This is a genomic window from Streptomyces sp. NPDC006872 (genome assembly GCF_040635845.1).
Classification (GTDB): domain Bacteria; phylum Actinomycetota; class Actinomycetes; order Streptomycetales; family Streptomycetaceae; genus Streptomyces.
Window position 1 is genome coordinate 1 of sequence record NZ_JBEYIL010000005.1, and the last position, 18,902, is coordinate 18,902.

Annotated in this window: 14 protein-coding genes; 2 read left to right on the plus strand and 12 right to left on the minus strand. The window is 71.6% G+C overall.

The annotated features are described in order from the left end of the window. Nucleotides 1–385: 385 nt before the first annotated feature. Nucleotides 386–1,393: a stage II sporulation protein M gene (locus tag ABZ725_RS15890; RefSeq protein WP_358803264.1), complete on the minus strand. Its 1,008-nt coding sequence runs from the start codon at nt 1,391–1,393 to the stop codon at nt 386–388. A 130-nt stretch (nt 1,394–1,523) separates the two neighbouring features. Here ABZ725_RS15890 and ABZ725_RS15895 point away from each other — a divergent pair, with 130 nt between their 5' ends. After that, nucleotides 1,524–2,459 (plus strand): RDD family protein, encoded by a 936-nt coding sequence (locus ABZ725_RS15895; protein WP_358803265.1) that lies wholly within the window; start codon nt 1,524–1,526, stop codon nt 2,457–2,459. A 17-nt stretch (nt 2,460–2,476) separates the two neighbouring features. Here ABZ725_RS15895 and ABZ725_RS15900 read toward each other — a convergent pair whose 3' ends face one another. The 9 genes from ABZ725_RS15900 to ABZ725_RS15940 all read right to left on the minus strand — a co-directional run bounded on the left by ABZ725_RS15900 (nt 2,477) and on the right by ABZ725_RS15940 (nt 12,669). Further along, complete coding sequence (locus ABZ725_RS15900) at nt 2,477–3,091, minus strand: hypothetical protein (protein WP_358803266.1); 615 nt, start codon at nt 3,089–3,091, stop codon at nt 2,477–2,479. A gap of 162 nt (nt 3,092–3,253) precedes the next feature. Continuing rightward, a complete protein-coding gene (ahcY, locus tag ABZ725_RS15905) occupies nt 3,254–4,711 on the minus strand; it encodes an adenosylhomocysteinase (protein WP_358803267.1) in 1,458 nt (485 codons plus the stop codon). Nucleotides 4,712–5,004: 293 nt separating this feature from the next. After that, complete coding sequence (locus ABZ725_RS15910; RefSeq protein ID WP_358803268.1) at nt 5,005–5,985, minus strand: cation diffusion facilitator family transporter; 981 nt, start codon at nt 5,983–5,985, stop codon at nt 5,005–5,007. A 137-nt stretch (nt 5,986–6,122) separates the two neighbouring features. Beyond that, the gene (gene manA / locus ABZ725_RS15915) at nt 6,123–7,274 is read right to left on the minus strand and encodes a mannose-6-phosphate isomerase, class I (protein WP_358803269.1); all 1,152 of its coding nucleotides are present in this window, start codon (nt 7,272–7,274) and stop codon (nt 6,123–6,125) included. Nucleotides 7,275–7,327: 53 nt separating this feature from the next. After that, nucleotides 7,328–8,461 carry an SIS domain-containing protein gene (locus ABZ725_RS15920; RefSeq protein ID WP_358803270.1) on the minus strand — a complete coding sequence of 378 codons (1,134 nt, stop codon included), beginning with the start codon at nt 8,459–8,461 and terminating at the stop codon, nt 7,328–7,330. Nucleotides 8,462–8,593: 132 nt separating this feature from the next. Next, nucleotides 8,594–8,764, minus strand: a complete 171-nt coding sequence (locus ABZ725_RS15925; RefSeq protein ID WP_190149712.1) for a Trm112 family protein — start codon at nt 8,762–8,764, stop codon at nt 8,594–8,596. Nucleotides 8,765–8,967: 203 nt separating this feature from the next. Continuing rightward, nucleotides 8,968–10,338: a phosphomannomutase/phosphoglucomutase gene (locus ABZ725_RS15930; protein ID WP_358803271.1), complete on the minus strand. Its 1,371-nt coding sequence runs from the start codon at nt 10,336–10,338 to the stop codon at nt 8,968–8,970. A gap of 69 nt (nt 10,339–10,407) precedes the next feature. After that, the gene (locus ABZ725_RS15935; RefSeq protein ID WP_358803272.1) at nt 10,408–12,024 is read right to left on the minus strand and encodes an L-lactate permease; all 1,617 of its coding nucleotides are present in this window, start codon (nt 12,022–12,024) and stop codon (nt 10,408–10,410) included. 222 nt (nt 12,025–12,246) lie between these two features. After that, nucleotides 12,247–12,669, minus strand: a complete 423-nt coding sequence (locus tag ABZ725_RS15940) for a DUF3499 domain-containing protein (RefSeq protein ID WP_351918181.1) — start codon at nt 12,667–12,669, stop codon at nt 12,247–12,249. A 363-nt stretch (nt 12,670–13,032) separates the two neighbouring features. Between ABZ725_RS15940 and ABZ725_RS15945 the strand changes: the two genes are divergently transcribed. Continuing rightward, entirely contained in the window at nt 13,033–13,413 is a 381-nt protein-coding gene (locus tag ABZ725_RS15945; RefSeq protein WP_358803273.1) for a metallopeptidase family protein, read from the plus strand. Nucleotides 13,414–13,537: 124 nt separating this feature from the next. Here the strand turns inward: ABZ725_RS15945 and ABZ725_RS15950 are convergent, their stop codons facing one another. Both ABZ725_RS15950 and ABZ725_RS15955 read right to left on the minus strand, forming a co-directional pair. Continuing rightward, on the minus strand, nt 13,538–15,040 hold the full coding sequence (locus ABZ725_RS15950) for a DUF5719 family protein (RefSeq protein ID WP_358803274.1): 1,503 nt from the start codon (nt 15,038–15,040) through the stop codon (nt 13,538–13,540). After that, entirely contained in the window at nt 15,037–18,726 is a 3,690-nt protein-coding gene (locus tag ABZ725_RS15955; RefSeq protein ID WP_358803275.1) for a glycosyltransferase, read from the minus strand. The genes ABZ725_RS15950 and ABZ725_RS15955 overlap by 4 nt, the downstream gene beginning before the upstream one ends. Nucleotides 18,727–18,902 lie beyond the last annotated feature (176 nt).

Below are 18,902 nucleotides of genomic sequence, written 5' to 3' on the forward strand. Positions count from 1 at the left end.
CTTCCTTTGTACTCACCCGAGACACTCTCAGGCTTTCCTCCGGGCAGTTTCCCTTCGGTCTTGCGTTTCCGACTCTATCAGATCCTTTTCCGATCTGATTTCCTCGGTGCTTTCCAGGTTCCCGCTTTTGTTTCGCGGTTTCCCTTTCCGGCGGTTCCGACTTTATCAGAAGTTTCGGGCCGGTCTGACCGGCCATTCATTTTCCGACTTCATCGGGAGCCTCTGTGGAATCCGGAGATTCAAGAGGCTGACAGATACTAACCGCTGCCGACCGGACTCTGTCCAGTTCCAGGCAACTGTTCGAATCTACCTCCCCACGCGCTCCGTGTCAACGGTTTTTGTGGGGCGAGGAGGAGACTAGCAGTTCAACGGGGCCGGTCGCACATCAGGCGGCTGTCGGCACCGTGGCGCTGCGCTCGGCGGCATCGACGTCACCCGTGTCCCCGGCACGGGCAGCCTTGCCGCCGAGGACGTAGACGTATGCGAGGAAGGTCAGTTCTGCTGCGATGCCGATGGTGATGCGGGCCCAGGTGGGCAGGCCAGATGGGGTGACGAAGCCTTCGATGGCGCCGGAGACGAAGAGAACCAGGGCGAGGCCGATCGCCATGCCGACCGCGGCTCGGCCCTCTTCCGCGAGGGCGGTGCGTCGGGAGCGGGGGCCCGGGTCGATGACCGTCCAGCCCAGGCGGAGGCCGGTGCCGGCGGCGACGAAGACGGCGGTCAGTTCGAGGAGACCGTGTGGGAGCACGAGTCCGAGGAAGGTGTCGAGGCGGCCTGCCGAGGACATGAGGCCGGCTCCGATGCCGAGGTTGAGCATGTTCTCGAAGAGGATCCAGAGGACCGGCAGGCCCAGGAAGACGCCCAGGACCAGGCACATCGCGGCGGCCTGGGCGTTGTTCGTCCAGACCTGGGCGGCGAACGCCGCGGCCTGGTGGCTCGAGTAGTACGTCTCGTACAGGCCGCCGGGTCGGGTGAGCTGGCGGAGTTCGTCGGGGGCGGCTATGGAGGACTGGACTTCCGGGTGGGTGCCGATCCACCAGCCGAGTACGGCGGCGACGGCAGTGGAGAGGAGTGCGGTGGGTACCCACCAGTGGCGCGATCTGTAGACCGCGGCCGGGAAGCCCTGGGTGAGGAAGCGCGTCACGTCGCGCCAGGAAGCGCGACGGGTTCCTGTCACCGCGCTACGCGCGCGTGCCACGAGTTGGGTGAGCCGACCGGTGAGCTGTGGATCGGGGGCGCTGGACTGGATCAGGGAGAGGTGGGTGGCGGTGCGCTGGTAGAGGGTGACGAGTTCGTCGGTCTCGGTGCCGGTGAGGTGGCGCTGGCGGCGCAGGAGGGCGTCGAGGCGGTCCCATTCGGCCCGGTGGGCGGAGACGAAGACGTCGAGGTCCATCGGTGTGCCTGCTCCTCGGCTGTTCGTCGGCGGCCGGTGGTGGATGTCAGCTTGTCCTACTGCCGCGCGATGTGCGTTCAGCTTGGCAGACTGGCTGTTCTCGGGGCAGGCCAGGGAAGGGACGACGGGCGTGAGTGAGCTGGTGACGGGCGAGGCCGTGGCGTTGGAGCTGCGGCCTGCCAGGCTGCCCAGCCGGGCGTTGGCCATCTTGCTGGACCTGGTCGTGGCGTTCGTGGCCTACATCGTCGTGAGCATTGCTCTGGTGGCGGCGACGGCGTCCCTGGACGAGGCTGCGCAGATCGCGCTGTCGATCGCGACGTTTCTGCTGGTGCTGGTGGGTGGACCGATCGCGGTGGAGACGCTCAGTCATGGGCGGTCGCTCGGGAAGATGGCGTGTGGGCTGCGGGTGGTGCGGGACGACGGGGGGCCGATCCGGTTCCGGCACGCGCTGGTGCGGGGTGCGATCGGTGTGGTGGAGATTCTGCTGACGATCGGCGTGGTGGCCACTATCGCCTCGCTGGTGTCGGCGCGGGGCAGACGGCTCGGTGATGTGTTCGCCGGGACCCTGGTGGTGCGGGAGCGGGTGCCCGCGGGGCAGAGCGGTTTCGTGCCGCCGCCTCCGCCGTGGCTGGCAGGGCGATTCCAAGGGCTCGATCTTTCGGCGGTGCCGGACGGGCTGTGGCTGGCGGTGCGGCAGTACCTGGGGCGGATGAATCAGCTGGATCCGCAGGTCGGCTGGGCGATGGCGGAGCGGCTGGCCGGTGAGTTGGCGGCGCGTACGGGGGCTCCGGTGCCGCAGGGGGTGCCGCCGGCCGCGTTTCTGGCGGCGGTGGTGCAGGAGCGGCAGGTCCGGGAGGCGCGGCGGGCCTTCGGAGGCGGTCCGGTTGCGGGGTGGCCTGCGGGTGACGGTCCGCCGAGGCCGTACGGTCCGGGGCCGAGCGGTTCACCGGGTTCGTACGGTGCACCGGGTTCGTACGGTCCGCCTGTGTCGTACGGGGCTGCTGGGGCGCAGGCGCCTGTTGATCGGTCCGAGGGGCCGGGCAGTGGGTTCGTGCCGCCGGCGTAGCTCTGTGCGGGGTGGGTTCAGGCGAACGTCGACGGGGGTGTTTCGAGGTCTTCCAGCTCGATGCCGGGGGCTGCGAGGACGACGTCGCCGGCGATGTGCACGGTGTGCTGTTCGCCGGTGTCCAGGGCTGTGACCTGGTATTCGTCCACGGTCAGGGGGCCGTTGTCAGTGGCGTGTGCTTCGCTTTTCAGCAGGGCCCAGGACTGGTCCACGGTGCGGGGGGCGAGGACCGGATCGGTGAAGGCGACGAGGCGTACTCGGGTTGCCGAGGAGGAGGGGGTGAGGCGTAGGAGTCGGGTGGTCGCGATGAGGAAGGCGGGGGAGGTGCCGGTGAAGGCGTGGGCGGGGGTGTTGCCTTCCGTGGCGTGGGTGCCGGTGGGGTCGGTGCGGACCCAGGTGACGCCGTCCAGGGCTGCGCCGCGTACCTGCCAGTTGCTCGCGTGGAGTTCGAGGCGGAGGGGGCGGCCGAGGTCGTCGAGTGTGAGGTCGACGGAGCCGGTGTGTTCGCCGGTGGGGGTGGTCAGCCGGGAGACGTAGCGCCAGCCGGAGGGGCCGGGGGCGCATTGGAAGTGCTCGAGTGCGAGGGGGGTGTGATCGTGCGGATCGTGGAGCGAATAACGGCCGCGGGGCATGGGGGTCCTGGGGTGTGACGGGCTGGTCGGCGCTGGTGCGGCCGTGGGCCGACGGGGCAGGCCCCCGGCACGGGGGTGCGGGGGCCTGCCTCGGAGGACCTGCCTGGTGCTGAGGGGCGCGTCAGCGCGTGGGCGCGCTCCTCAGCGGGCGGGGCTGCGGACTCAGTAGCGGTAGTGGTCCGACTTGTAGGGGCCGTCGACCTCGACGCCGATGTACGAGGCCTGCTCGGGGCGGAGCGTGGTCAGCTTCACGCCGAGCGCGTCCAGGTGGAGGCGGGCGACCTTCTCGTCGAGGTGCTTGGGCAGCGTGTAGACGCCGATCGGGTACTCGGACTGCTTGGTGAACAGCTCGATCTGGGCCAGGGTCTGGTCCGCGAAGGAGTTGGACATCACGAACGAGGGGTGGCCGGTGGCGTTGCCCAGGTTCAGCAGGCGGCCCTCGGACAGCACGATGAGGACCTTGCCGTCGGGGAACTTCCAGGTGTGGACCTGCGGCTTGACCTCGTCCTTGACGATGCCAGGGATCTGCGCGAGGCCGGCCATGTCGATCTCGTTGTCGAAGTGGCCGATGTTGCCGACGATGGCCTGGTGCTTCATCTTGGCCATGTCCGAGGCCATGATGATGTCCTTGTTGCCGGTCGTGGTGATGAAGATGTCGGCCTTGTCGACGACCTCGTCGAGGGTCGTGACCTGGTAGCCGTCCATCGCTGCCTGGAGGGCGCAGATCGGGTCGATCTCGGTGACGATGACGCGGGCGCCCTGGCCGCGGAGGGACTCGGCGCAGCCCTTGCCGACGTCGCCGTAGCCGCACACGACCGCGGTCTTGCCGCCGATGAGGACGTCGGTGGCGCGGTTGATGCCGTCGATGAGGGAGTGGCGGCAGCCGTACTTGTTGTCGAACTTCGACTTGGTGACGGCGTCGTTGACGTTGATCGCCGGGAAGAGGAGGTCGCCGTCGCGCTGCATCTCGTACAGGCGGTGGACGCCGGTGGTGGTCTCCTCGGTGACGCCGCGGATCTCCGAGGCGATCTGGGTCCACTTCTGGGAGCCGTCGGTGATGGTGCGGTCGAGCAGTTCGAGGACGACGCGGTGTTCGTCGGACTCGGCGGTGTCGGCGGAGGGGACCTTGCCGGCCTTCTCGTACTCGACGCCCTTGTGGACGAGCATGGTGGCGTCGCCGCCGTCGTCCAGGATCATGTTCGGGCCGCCGGTGGGGGTATTCGGCCAGGTCAGGGCCTGCTCGGTGCACCACCAGTACTCTTCCAGGGTCTCGCCCTTCCAGGCGAAGACCGGGACGCCCTGCGGGTTGTCGGGCGTGCCGTTCGGGCCGACGGCGATGGCGGCGGCCGCGTGGTCCTGGGTGGAGAAGATGTTGCAGGACACCCAGCGGACCTCGGCGCCCAGGGCGACCAGGGTCTCGATCAGGACGGCGGTCTGCACGGTCATGTGCAGGGAGCCCATGATCCGGGCGCCGGCCAGCGGCTGAGTGGCGGCGAACTCCTTGCGGATGGACATCAGGCCGGGCATCTCGTGCTCGGCGAGGGTGATCTCCTTGCGGCCGAAGTCGGCCAGGGAGAGGTCGGCGACCTTGAAGTCCTGTCGGCTGTCGACAGTCGTCATGGTGTGCTGCTCCTCGGAGTCGGGTCGAGAGAGTGGGTACGGCTGGTCTGCGCGGCTGCGGACACAGGGGTCCCCAGGGGGGGACACAGGCATGCCCGCGTTCGCGCAGCGCAGTCCGTCGGAGGCCCTCTCTCCCTCGGACGGTCCGCACCGGGTCCGCCCGACCGCCATCAGCAGCGACGTTCTGGCTCCGCTCCAAGCTACACCGGAGGTGCGGGGCGGCCCCAGTCCACCTCGGAAACGGTGACAGGACCCGCCGGTGGTTCGGCGGGTCCTGTCGGGTGGTGTGCGGGTCAGTGCTCGGTGGGGTGCTGGGCGGGTCCGCCCGGGGTGGCCTCGGGCTTCGGTCCCTTGGCGGCCACGTCCTCGCTGTAGATGTCGGGCTCGAGGTAGATGACGCGGGCGATGGGGACGGCGGTGCGGATGCGGGCCTCGGCGGCGTTGATGGCGGTGGCGACCTGGGTGGCCGTGTCGTCGTGCTGGACGGCGATCTTGGCGGCGACCAGGAGCTCCTCGGGCCCGAGGTGGAGGGTGCGCATGTGGATGACGCGGGTGACGGTGTCGCCGTCGACGATGGCGGCCTCGATCTTCTGGACGTCTTCCAGGCCGGCGGCCTCGCCGAGGAGCAGGGACTTGGTCTCGGCGGCCAGGACGAGGGCGATGAGGATGAGCAGGATGCCGATGCAGAGGGTGCCGATGCCGTCCCAGACGCCGTCGTCGGTGAGGAGGGCGAGGCCGACGCCGCCGAGGGCGAGGATGAGGCCGACGAGGGCGCCGAGGTCCTCCAGGAGGACGACGGGCAGTTCGGGTGCCTTGGCGCGGCGGACGAACTGCGTCCAGGAGTGTTCGCCGCGCAGCGGGTTGGACTCCTTGATGGCGGTGCGGAAGGAGAAGCTCTCGGCGATGATCGCGAAGATGAGGACGCCGACGGGCCAGTACCAGTGCTCGATCTCGTGCGGGTGCTTGATCTTCTCGTAGCCCTCGTAGATGGCGAACATGCCGCCGACGGAGAAGAGGACGATGGAGACGAGGAAGGCGTAGATGTAGCGCTCGCGGCCGTAGCCGAACGGGTGTTGCGGGGTCGCCTCGCGTTGGGCCTTCTTGCCGCCGATGAGGAGCAGGGCCTGGTTGCCGGAGTCGGCGAGCGAGTGCACGCCTTCGGCGAGCATCGACGACGATCCGCTGAACGCGAACGCCACGAACTTCGATGCCGCGATCGCGAGGTTGGCGCCGAGTGCTGCCACGATCGCCCTGGTGCCGCCTGACGCGCTCATGTGTTCGCGTTGTCCCTTCGCCTACGTGCGTACGCCGTGCAGGGCGGGGCCGTGTTGGCTTTGCCCGTCCTTTGCCGGTGGGTCATTGTTGCAGCCCGGTCCGGTGGTGGCGCGTCGGGCTGTCCGGTGCGCGTGGGTCAGGCGATGACCGTGGCGCGGAAGACCGTACCGGTTCCGGACACTTCGGCTTTTTCGCCTGCGGGGACGAAGACGGAGTGGCCGGGAGTCAGTTCGTGTTCGCCCGCCTGTACGGCGCCGGCCGTGCAGAGCAGGATCTGCGGGGTCGGCAGGGTCAGGTCGTGGGCGGGGGCGCCGGCGGGCAGGACGTATCGCGAGAGCCGGAACTCGTCGATGGGGGTGTCGTAGACCTCTTCGCCGTCCGGGGCGGCCTCGGGGCGCAGGACGCCGGGGTCGCCGGGCTCGAAGCGGACGATGCGCAGGAGTTCGGGGACGTCGACGTGCTTGGGGGTCAGGCCGCAGCGCAGGACGTTGTCGGAGTTGGCCATGATCTCGACGCCGAGGCCGTTGAGGTAGGCGTGCGGGATGCCGGCGCCGAGGAACAGGGCCTCGCCGGGCTGGAGTCGGACGTGGTTCAGCAGCATGGCGGCGATGACGCCGGGGTCGCCGGGGTAGTGGTGGGCGATGCCGGCGTAGGGGGCGTAGTCGCCGCCGAGGCGGTCGCAGGCGGCCGCGGCCGCGGCGACGGTGTGGGCCGTCTCGTCGCGGTCGGCGCTGAGGATCGCGGTGAGGACTTCGCGCAGGGCGGCCTCTTCCGGGTGGGCGTGCAGGAGGTCGACGTACGGCTTGAGGGAGTCGACGCCGAGGCCGTCGAGGAGGTCGGCGGCCTGTGTGGGGTTGCGGAAGCCGCACAGGCCGTCGAACTCGGTGAGGGCGCAGATGAGTTCGGGCTTGTGGTTGGCGTCCTTGTAGTTGCGGTGCGGGGCGTCGACGGGGATGCCGCGGCGCTCTTCGTCCTCGTATCCCTGTTTGGCCTGGGTCAGGTCGGGGTGGACCTGGAGGGAGAGGGGGGCGCCGGCGGCGAGGATCTTGAGAAGGAAGGGGAGGCGGGGGCCGAACTTGGCGACGGTCCGCTCGCCGAGTTCGTGTCGCGGGTCAGCCTCGATCACCTCGACGAGGGTGCCCCGGTCGGTGCGCGAGGGCGCGCCCGGGTGGGCGCCCATCCACATCTCGGCCTGCGGTTCGCCGGTCGGCGCGGTGCCGAGCAGCTGCGGGATCGCGGTGGGGGAACCCCAGGCGTAGGGGCGGACGGTGTTGGCGAGGCGGTCCATGCGGTTCTCTCTGCCTGCGGTCGGGTTCTGCGGTCGGGTTCTGGCTTGTGTGGTCAGGCCCCGGAGGCGAGCGCCAGGTAGACGGCGGCGAAATCCGTGGTGGCGATCAGTTCGGCGAGGGTGACCAGTTCGTCGCCGGCTTCCGGCTCGAGCTCGCTGATCGGCGTGTCGTGGCTGAGGGCCAGTTCGCGGGCGGACGGGGCTGCGGTGAGGCCGCCGATCGGGCGGTCGCGCAGGAGCACCACGCGCGCGTGCAGGGCCGGGGCTTCTTCGACGCGGTCGCGGAAGAAGTCGTCCGGGTCGGCGCTGGCGGCGAGGGGGCCGGCGAGGAGCGCGTTGTGTTCGGCGAGGGCCTCGGGGAGTTCCGCGACGAGGGCGGGTCGGCCGGTGAGTTCGGCGAGGGCGGCTGCGAAGCGTCGGCCGGCGGGGCCTGCCGAGGTGCCTTCGGTCCAGATCACCGGGAGCGCGTCGGCCAGTTCTGCGGCCAGGGTCTTCGCCGGGTTGCTGTAGGTCGCGATGGCGGGGCCGCAGCGTTCGGCGACCTTGTCGAGCCGATCGGCGACCTTCTCGATCGCCTCGGGCGGTGCGGAGAGCAGTGCGATGCGGTCGAGGAGGGCGAGCAGGGGGGTCAGCAGGGCCCAGAGGACGCCGGGGGCGGAGGCGGCGACGGGGGGCTGCTCGTCCTGTTCGTAGGGTGCTGTCGCCAGCGGGACGAACAGGGCGTGGGTGGCGCCCGCCGCCTCGGTGAGCGGGGAGTGGGCGGGGGCCACTGCGGCGACGGTGCAGCCGCGGCGGTAGGCCTGCTCGGCCAGGAGGGCGAGGCCGGGTTCGCTGCCGTCGGGGGTGGCGATCAGCAGGAGGTCGACGGAGCCGGCCCAGCCGGGGAGTTCCCAGCGCAGGGCTCCTGCGGCGGGGGCGACGCCGGTGGGGGTCAGGCGGATGACGGGGCAGGCGGCGCCGGCGAGGGTGCCGAGGAGGTCGGCCACGCAGGTGGCGGCGGCGCCGGGGCCTGCGATGAGGATGGCGCGGGGGCGGCCGTCGGGTTTGAGGTCGTTGACGCCGGCTTCGGCCGCGTGCCGGGCGGCGGTGCGGACGCGGGCGCCGGCTTCGGCCGCGCCGCGCAGGAGGGCTCGGCGGTCGGCCTCGGCGAGGGCCTCCGGCGTGTCGAGCAGCGAGTCGTCGAGCATGGCGGCAGTCTCCGATCGCCTGGGGCGTCGTCGGTTTTGCGGGGCCGGGTGGGGAACGCGAGTTTGTGCTTGGTGCCCGGCGCCTGGTGGCGGGGCTTTGTGGCGGGGTTTTGTGGGGCGCGCGGTGCGTCGTTACGCGGGGTGGCGGGCCTCGTCGACCAGGAGGACGGGGATGCCGTCGCGGACGGGGTATGCCAGGCCGCAGTCCTGGCCTGTGCAGATCAGCTCTGTGTCCTGCTCCTTGAGGGGGGCGTGGCAGGCGGGGCAGGCGAGGATCTCCAGGAGGCCGGCTTCGAGCGGCATGGGGTGTCCCTTCGGGGTGTGCGGGGCGCGGTGCGCGGTGTGGTGGGCGGGTGGGTCGGGGTGGGCGGATGTGCCTGGTCAGGGTACCGCTGGTGGGGGTGGGGCGCGGGGGTTGGGCGGGAAGAGGCGGGGTGCGGCGTGGGGAGTGGGTGGGGCTGGTGGTCGGCGCGTCGGGGTGGGCGTTGTGGGGTGAGGCCGGGGGTTCAGGAGCGGATGATTTTCAGGGCCTCGTTCCGGATCCTGGTCATGGTGGCTTCGTCCCGGGCCTCTGCGTTGAGGCGGAGGAGGGGTTCTGTGTTGGAGGGCCGGACGTTGAACCACCAGTCGGTGGACGTGACGGTCAGGCCGTCGAGTTCGTCCAGGGTGACGTCGGCGCGGCTTCCGTATGCCGCCTTGATCGCGGCGATGCGGTCGGCCTGGTCGGCGACCGTGGAGTTGATCTCGCCGGAGCCGGTGTAGCGGTCGTACTCCGCGACCAGGGAGGAGAGGGGGGTCTGCTGGGTGCCGAGGGCGGCCAGGACGTGGAGGGCGGCCAGCATGCCGGTGTCGGCGTTCCAGAAGTCCTTGAAGTAGTAGTGCGCGGAGTGCTCCCCGCCGAAGATCGCGCCTGAGCGGGCCATCTCCGCCTTGATGAACGAGTGGCCCACTCGGGTGCGGACGGGGGTGCCGCCGTTCTCCCGTACCACCTCCGGGACTGTCCAGGACGTGATCAGGTTGTGGATGATCGTGCCCTTGCCGCCGTTGCGTGCGAGTTCGCGTGCCGCGACCAGCGCCGTGATCGCGGACGGGGAGACCGGCTCGCCCTGTTCGTCGACGACGAAGCAGCGGTCGGCGTCGCCGTCGAACGCGAGGCCGAGGTCGGCGGACTCTTCGCGGACCCGCTTCTGCAGGTCCACGAGGTTCGCCGGGTCCAGTGGGTTGGCCTCGTGGTTGGGGAAGGTGCCGTCGAGTTCGAAGTACATGGGGATCACGGTGAGGGGCAGGCCCTCCAGGACTGTGGGGACGGTGTGGCCGCCCATGCCGTTGCCCGCGTCGACCACGACCTTCAGGGGGCGGATGGAGGTCACGTCGACGAGTGCGCGGAGGTGCGCCGCGTAGTCCTTCAACGTGTCCGTTCGGGAGATCGTTCCCGGTGCCGGCGCCGGTGCGGGTTTCGGGGCGGTCGAGTTCGTCCAGCTTTCTACCAGTTCTCGGATCTCCGTCAGGCCCGTGTCCTGGCCCACCGGGGCCGCGCCCGCGCGGCACAGCTTGATGCCGTTGTACTGGGCCGGGTTGTGCGAGGCCGTGAACATGGCGCCGGGGAGGTCGAGTGCGCCCGAGGCGTAGTACAGCTGGTCCGTCGAGCAGAGGCCGATCTCGGTGACGTCGACGCCGAGCGCCGCCGCTCCGCGCGCGAAGGCGCCGGTCAGACCGGGCGAGGAGGGGCGCATGTCGTGGCCGACGACGATCGCCCGGGCACCGGTCACCTGGGCGAAGGCGGCCCCGAAGAGCTCGGCCAGCGACTCGTCCCACTGGTCCGGGACCACCCCGCGCACGTCGTACGCCTTCACGATCCGAGACAGATCAGCAGCCACGGCCACCCTTCCTGAAGTCCTGTAGGTCACCACAAACTACCCGGGCGGGTTCGCCGTCCGCTGTGGGCCCTAGGGCAGCATCCAGTCCAGTACCGGGGAGCTCTGGCCGACCACGATCAGGCACATCACCAGGAGCAGGCCCACGCTCCATGGGAGCACCTTGCGCAGCAGGTCGCCCTCGCGGCCGGCGAGGCCGACGGCGGCGCAGGCGATGGTGAGGTTCTGCGGCGAGATCATCTTGCCGAGGACGCCGCCCGAGCTGTTCGCGGCGGCCAGCAGCTCCGGGGACAGGCCCGACTCGCGGGCCGCGGTGACCTGGAGGGCGCCGAAGAGTGCGTTGGCCGAGGTGTCGGAGCCGGAGACGGCGACGCCGAACCAGCCCAGTACCGGGGACAGGAAGGCGAGGCCCGCGCCGGCCGCCGCCACGAAGTGGCCGATCGTGGCGGCCTGGCCGGAGAGGTTCATGACGTAGGCGAGGGCCAGGACGGAGGTCACGGTGAGGATCGCGTACCTCAACTCGTGGACGGTCGCGGCCCATTCCTTCAGCGCCACGCGCGCGTGGACGCCGAGTACGGCCGCGGTGGCGAGGCCGGCCAGCAGGACGAGGGTGCCGCCGGTCGAGACGACCGGCCAGGTGAAGACGTTGCCGCCGACCGGTTTCCCGTCGGCGTTCACGACGTTCAGGAAGGGCCAGTCGTAGGTCCGGGTGGCCTGGGCGAGCCAGTCCTTGACCGCGGGGAGCTGGGCCACGGAGAAGATCACGACGATCAGCGCGTAGGGGGCGTAGGCGCGCAGGATCTCGGGGTTGGGGTCCGGTTCGTCCAACTCCTCGCTGCGGGTGCCCGTCAGCACGGACGCGCGTACCGCTTCGGGTGTGGGCACGCGCGTGTGCGGTACGGCGACCAGGGCGGCGGCGCCCGCCAAGGCGGCGCCGATGTCGGCGAGTTGCGCGGAGACGTAGTTGGAGGCGGCGAACTGGGCGACGGCGAAGGCGATTCCGCAGGCCAGGGCCGGAACCCAGGTCTCGCGCAGGCCTCGTCGGCCGTCCACCAGCCCGACCAGGACAAGCGGCACGACGAGGGCGAGCAGCGGTGTCTGACGGCCCACCACGGAGGCCACTGTGTCCAACGGCAGGCCGGTGACCTGGGCCAGTGTCACGACGGGGGTGCCCATGGCGCCGAAGGCGACGGGCGCGGTGTTGGCGACGAGGGCGACGACGGCCGCGCGGACGGGGTCGAAGCCGAGGGCGACGAGCATGACCGAGCAGATCGCCACCGGGGCGCCGAACCCGGCGAGCGCCTCCAGGAGGGCGCCGAAGCAGAAGGCGACGACGAGGGCTTGGATGCGCGGGTCGTCGGAGAGGCGGCCGAAGGACCGGCGCAGGACGTCGAAGTGCCGGGTGCGGACCGTCATCCGGTACACCCAGAGGGCGTTGACGACGATCCACAGGATGGGGAAGAGACCGAAGGCGGCTCCCTGGGCGGCGCTGGAGAGCGTCTGACTCACGGGCATGCCGTAGGCGAGGCAAGCGACCAGAGCGGCCGCCAGAAGGCCCGTCAGGCCCGCCAGATGGGATTGGAGCCGGACGCCGCCGAGGAGGACCAGGACGATCACGAGGGGCAGGGCCGCGACGAGGGCGGACAGGCCGAGCGAGCCGGCGACGGGTTGCAGTTCCTGGACGTACACGGGCGCCCCCGATCCAGATCACGTTTCCGATGACGTGTCCGATGACGTTTCCGGCCGCGTTCCCGATCACGTTCCGGCCGTTTTCCGTCATGCGGAAAGCGGTTTCTCGTTCTCCGGCCGAACGGAATGGTCGTGTCCGCGACAACGGCACGTCAATGGGCGTGCGTCAGTCCGTGACGAACAGGAGGGCGAGCAGGGGGACGAACAGGGAGGGGAACCGGCTCAGTTGTCGGGTGAGCGCAGCACCCGCAGATGGCCGCGGCGTGCGACCTCCATCGGGTCCGCAGTGCGGGCGCCGCCGCCGGCCCCGGCCGCGCGTCCCTGCGGGCGGGCCGCCTCGCGGACGGCGTTGGCAAGCGCTTCCAGATCGTCGCCACTGGGGCGGGCGGGAGCCGAACCGTCGAGGAGTCGGACGACCTCCCAGCCGCGCGGGGCGGTGAGGCGCTCGGAGTGCTCGGCGCACAGGTCGTAGCAGTGGGGTTCGGCGTAGGTGGCGAGCGGGCCGAGGACCGCGGTCGAGTCGGCGTAGACGTACGTCAGCGTCGCGACGGCGGGTCGGCCGCAGGCAGTTCGCGAACAGCGACGTACAGGGCTCACGACGTTGGACGGTACCGCACTCTTGAGCGGGCCGCGACGACTCTCCACCAGGTCACTCCACCGTGTCGTGTTGTGAAACGCCCCACCAACGGCTCCAGTCATACCCCGCTGACCTGCGGGAACACCAGTGATTATGCAAAGGGAGTCATCACCCCGCGGTCACCACTCGGCACAAACGCCATCAATTGCCGCGAGTTCACCGGTCTCGGAGAGATACGGAAACGAGCCCAACCTTGGCTGGAATGGTCATCCCACGACATGCGGTGCACCGCGGGCGGCGGCGCCCGGGCCGGCTCGTGGAGCCGCGCGCCGGGGCACGGCGGGGACTACGCTTCAGTGGTGATGGACAGCCCCGTACCGCCCCCCGCCGCAGGCCCAGGACCCCGTCGTCGCGATCGCCACGGCCGGGGCATGCGGGGGCCGATCGCGCCACCCCAGGTGCCGTTGGCCGCCAGCCGCGCCGATGTGTTCGCCGATCTTGTGCAGGACTCCGTGGAGCGGCTGGAGCGGCGGTGGCCGCAGCTCGCCGACATCGACTTCGTCGTGCTGGAGGTGCCGCGCCTGGACGCGACCCCGGAGCCGTGGAACGACGAGGCGGTCCCGTTGGGAGGAGTGGTCCCCGCGCGGGAGGGACGGCGGGCCCGGGTCGTCGTCTACCGGCGGCCGGTGGAGATCCGCACCAAAGGGCGCGACGAGCGGGCCGCGCTGGTGCACGAGGTCGTCGTCGAGCAGGTCGCGGAGCTGCTCGGCCAGACTCCGGAGACGGTGGATCCGCGCTACGGCGAGGACTGAGCCCCCGAGCCCCCGGCTCCCCATGTGCCCCGAGTGCCCCTCTTTAGGGGGACCTGAGCAGTCCTTTCGAGTTACGGCCGCACTGGTTCTGCCGCATTGCTTCTGCTGCGCTGCTTCTGCTGCGTTACTTCTGCAGCACCGCGATGTCCTCGTCGGCCTGCGGTACGGCCACCGTGCCCCGGTCGTCCGGCAGGGTCTGGATCGTGAAGCCCGGTACGCCGTCCTGGGTGACCGCCAGGGTGCGGGAGGCGTAGACCGGGGTGGCCGTGAGGGGTTCCACGGTCAGCGCGTAGGTGCCCTTCAGGCCGGTGGGGACGGGGAGTTCGACGTCCTGGGTGGTGCCCGCCTTGATCGTGTACGTCTTGGAGACGGCCGTGCCGCCGCCGCTGCCCGCGGACGCGGTGACCTTCACCTTGGCGGTGCCCTTGGGGGCGGTCAGGGAGAGGGTGGATCCCTTGGCCCTGTTGTCGGCGGCGGACGCGCGCGTGCCGACGGGCGCGGTGGCGGAGATGAACGCCGACTCCTGGTCGGCGCCCTTGCCGCGCAGGACCCGTACGGCGGCGACGACGGGCACCGACTGGCCGGTCGGGGTCAGCACCAGGGAGCCGGACTCCCCGCGCGTGACGTCGCCCAGGTCGACCGAGGCCGTCATGCCCGCCTTGACGTGAAGCGTCTCGTGTCCGGCGGGGGTGATCAGCCCTGAGGGGGAGGCGAGTTGGACCTTGAGGTCCGCGTCCGCGTCGCCCGGGGCGTAGGCGATGAGGCGGACGGCCGTGGCGTCCTTGGGGATGCCCGGGATGACCTGGGTGCTCGCCGGGTCGGTGGCGGCGGCCAGCCAGTCACCGCCGAGCTTCTCGTCCAGGGCCTGCACGGCGGCCCCGACCCGGCCGCTGCGGACGTTGACGTGGACGGTGAGGTCCTCCTGCTTCTCGCTGGTGAGCGTGGACAGCAGGATCGGCTCGCTGGAGTGCGCCGGGACGGTGATGTCCTCCCCCGCCGTGGTCGCGAGGGCGCCTTCCTTGCCGTAGAGCTCGATGTCCACGACGGCCGCGGAGTCGTCCGGATTGGTGAGGTGGACGTAGTCCGTGCGGTCGGCGACCGTGCTGACGCCCGGGAACCAGAACTCCGTGTCCGGCGCGCCGCAGGTCAGGCCCTGCAGGCCGCGGCCGGTGCCGGCGGCGACCTGCGTGGTCTCCTGGACGGTCCAACCGGGAGCGAACTTCCCCTCGGCGGTGCCCAGGAGCGCGGGCGCGTCGCCGCCTGTCGTGTCGCCGACGGCCGGGGTGCCGGGCGCCTTGGGGGTGAGGACGGGCTTCGCGGCCGCCTTCTTCTTGTCGGTCGCCTTGTCGGTCGCCGCGGCCGCCGAGTCGTCGGTGGCCGCGGTGAGTTCGGCCGTGCCGTCGCCGTCGGTGCCCTTGGTGACGGGTGTGAAGGACGTGTACGAGGTCTCGGCGAGGTCGGAGGTGCTGGGCGAGGGGCAGACCAGGCTCGTGCGCTCCACGGGCAGTTCGGCGGCCGTCTTGGCGGTGTCCGGGGCGGTGGCGTCCGGCTGCTGGAGCGTGGCGAACCCGGTGACGGCGGCGAGGGCCGCCGTGCCGGCGATCAGGGACAGGGTGGTGCGGTTCACTGCTGGCTCCCGTCGGGGCGCTCGCTGCCGGTGCCGTGGGGGTTCCGGTCCGGGTCGTAGGCGGGGTCGTAGCCGCCCTGGCCATAGGCCGACGGGTCGTAGGCCTGCTGCTGGTAGTTCGGGTCGTACGGCGCCTGCTGGGCCTGGCCGTCGTAGGCGTACGGGTCGTACTGGCCGGCCTGGTAGGGGTCGTAGGACTGCTGGTCGTAGCCACCCGCCGGGTACTGCTGGGCGTTCTGGTACTGCTCGCCCGCGTAGCCGGCGTATTCGCCGCCCGTGTAGGCCGACTGGTCCCAGTCGCCGTAGGACTGCTGCTGCGGGACCGCGACCGGGGTCTGTTCCTCCTGGACGGGGACGGGGAACTCCTCGTCCTGGCCGGGCTCTTCGCTCTCGGTGTCGGTCTCGGCTTCGGCTTGGGCGCGCAGGCGGCGGGCGCGGCGGCCCTCGCCCTCGGCCGGCTCGGCGGGGATCGGCTCCTCCTCGGGGAGGTCGTCGTCGACGTCGCGGCGACGGCCGGGGAGGGCGAGGACGACGAGGACGAGGGCGAGGAAGCCCTGCGCCCACAGCCAGGCGGTGTGGGTGAACGGGTCGTCGTAGGTGACGTCCAGCTTCCCGCCGGAGGTGGGGAGTTCGAAGCCCTGGGCCCAGCCGTCGAGAGTGACGGGGGTGAGGGGCTTGCCGTCGAGGGTGGCCGTCCAGCCTTCGGCGACGGCGTCGGCCAGGCGCAGGACGCGGCCGTCGGAGCCGTCGGGGACGGTGGTGTGGATGTCGACGGGGCCCGCGGCGACCGGGGTTGCCGCGCCCTTGCCGGAGTCCGCGACGACGGCCGCGCGGGAGACCTCCTGGTCGACCCGCCACAGGGCGCTGCCGTCCTGCTGGCTGAGCCGCTTCAGGCCGGGTGTGGCGTCCAGGACGCGGGTGACCTCGCGGGGCGCTCCCTTGTGGACGAGGACGTAGCCCACGGCGAACTCGCCGAGTTCGTCGGCCTGGTCGGCGCCGGAACCGGCGACGAGGTTGGCGACGACCTTGTCGAGCTGCTTGTTCTCGCCGTCGGCCGCGGCGAGTTCGGCGTCGCCCAGGCGGGCGCCCGAGCCGCGGACCAGCACATATCCGACGCGGGCGGCGGAGTCGCTGTCGAGGACGAGGGTGCGGGCCTGGTCGCGGTTGCCGGCCTCCTCGGCGACGAACGCGGGCACCTGTACGGGGTCGCGGCGTTCCAGGGGGCCGTCGGCGCCGCCGATCATCCAGCCGGCGGCGACGAGCAGCGGGCCCGCGGCCGAGGCGAAGGCGATGAGGGCGGCGACCGGCTGGCGCCAGCCGAAGCTCTGCTCGGCGACACGCGTGCGTGCCCCGTCGGCGCCGATGACGGCGGCGGCGAGGAGGGCGATGCCGTAGACGAGGGTGGCGGGGCCGGCCCAGGTGGAGCTGTTGGACAGGACGGCGAAGACGAGGCCCACCAGGGCGACCGCCCAGGCCGCCCAGACGCCGAAGTGACGCTCGGAGCGCAGCAGGGCGGCCAGCGCGGCCAGCACGATGCCGATGAGCATCAGGCCGTCGACGGTGCCGGGGCCGCCGGGGCTGGCGCCGAGCAGATCGAGCGCGGTGGCGCTCGAGGGGCCGAAGTCGAGGCCGGCCTGGGTGAAGAAGCCGAACGGCAACAGGGTCAGCGACCAGGGCGCGAGGATCAGCAGGGGCGTGCCGAGCTGGGCCAGGAAGCGCAGACCGTAGGCGGTGATGTCGCCGCGGCGCACGGCCAGGACCGCGAGGCCGAGGACGAGGGCGATGGGCCAGACGATCGGCGTGAACGCGGTGGTGATCGTCAGCAGCAGTGCGTACGCCCAGGTGGCGCGCCAGCTGCCGCGACCGCCGGAGCGGTGCGTCAGGCCGCTCGCCGCGGCGCCCGCGCGGGCGATGAGCGGCAGCAGGACGGCCAGGACGGCGGTGCCGACGCGGCCGCCGGCGAGGGCGCCGGTCGCGGCCGGCAGGAAGGCGTAGACGACGGCCGCCCACGCGCGCAGGAGGCGCGACTCGACGAGCGGGCGGGAGGCGAAGTAGGCGGTGAAGCCGGCCAGCGGCACCGAGCAGACGAGCAGCACGGTGAGGGCGAGGCCGGTCGAGCCGAGCAGCAGGGTGGCCAGCGCGGCGATGATCGCCAGGTAGGGCGGCGCGGACGGGGTGCCGCCGGCGCCGACCGGATGCCAGGCGTCGAGGTAGCGCGACCACAGCTCGGAGGCGTCGGCCGGGGCGGGCAGCAGGGCGCCGCCCGCGAGGGCGCCGCCGCCGAGGAGGTTGCGGCAGGCGACCAGGGAGACGAGCAGGAGGACCAGGAAGAGCACCGGGCCGGGTTTGCGGGCGATGCGCTTGAGGCGGGCGAACTGCTCGATCTCCAGGAAGTCGGCGTCGTCGCCGCCGGGTCCGGACTCGACGGCGCCGCCGTGCCGGCCCGCGCCGGAGACGGCCTCGGGGTCGTCGGAGCCGAAGAGGTCGCCGGCGACCTGTTCGACGGTGGCCCGCACGGTCGCGCCGGGTGGCGGGAACAGGGGGCGCATTTCCTCCTTGTCGACCGTCGACTTCCCGCGGGCTCGCCGCCCGGCGATGATCCGCTCGGGCCGCAGCAGGGTGCTCAGCAGGCCGCGGATCTCGTCGAGGGCCTGTCCGGGAACCTTGCCGACGAGGTAGGCGACGGTCCGCAGCAGGGTGCCGAGGACCAGGCGCACCAGGATCCAGGGCAGCAGGGCCGTGCGGCTGTTGACGAGGAGGGTGTAGACGGCGCCGGCCTTGTCGACCTTGTGCGGGGAGGCGCTGGTGCGGCCCGCGCAGTCGACGGTGCGGCGCTCGCGGGAGGCGGCCTCGGCGTGCCGTACGACGGCCTCGGGGGCGATGAGGACACGGTGGCCGGCGGCCTGGGCGCGCCAGCACAGGTCGACGTCGTCCCGCATCAGGGGCAGTCGGCGGTCGAAGCCGCCGAGCTGTTCGAAGACGTCGCGGCGGATCAGCATGCCGGCGGTGGACACGGAGAGCACGGACCGCACGTGGTCGTGCTGGCCCTGGTCCTGTTCGCGGCGGTCCAGGCCGGTCCAGCGGCGGCCGGAGTGGGCGATGGTGACGCCGACCTCGAGGAGCTGCCGGCGGTCGTACCAGCCGCGGAGCTTGGGGCCGACGACGGCCACGTCGTCACGGCCCAGTTCGAGCTCGTTCTCCACCACGCGCAGCAGCTCGGCCAGTGCCTCCGGTTCGGGGGCGCAGTCGTCGTGCAGCAGCCACAGCCATTGGACGGGCTCCCCGTGCGGGAGCTCCGGCAGGTCGTAGGCGTCGTCGCGCCACGTGCGCGTGACAGGGTCCCAGCCGCTGGGGCGCTTCAGGTACGGAAGTTCCTCGGGGGTGAGGACCGGGGCCGTGCGGTTGGCCTCCTCGACGGCCTGGCCGAAGCCGGTGCGCCGGGCCAGGTGCAGGACGCGGTCGTCGCCGAGGGCGTCGGTGACCAGCTGCGCGGACGCGTCCGAGCTGCCGGTGTCGGCGGCCATGACGGACTGGACGGGGCGCTCCTGGCCGAGCAGCCCGGCGAGCGCGTCGGGCAGCCAGCGGGCACCGTCGTGGGAGACGATCACCGCGGTCACTACATGACGCGGAAACTCAGGTGTGGCAGCGCTGTCTTGACGGGCTGCCGTGTGGCTGTGCACGGACATCGAGGTACGGGCCCCGGTTCGATGGACTGCGGTGGACTCCTGCGCCGTCTGGGGGCGGCGGGGTGTCTCGGACGAGCGCCCACACTATCGGCTGGGCAGGACGACGGCCCGCCGCCTGTGGATAACCCACCTGCGACGGGCCGTTCGGACCGTTGTGCCTCTCGTGGAGGGGGCGG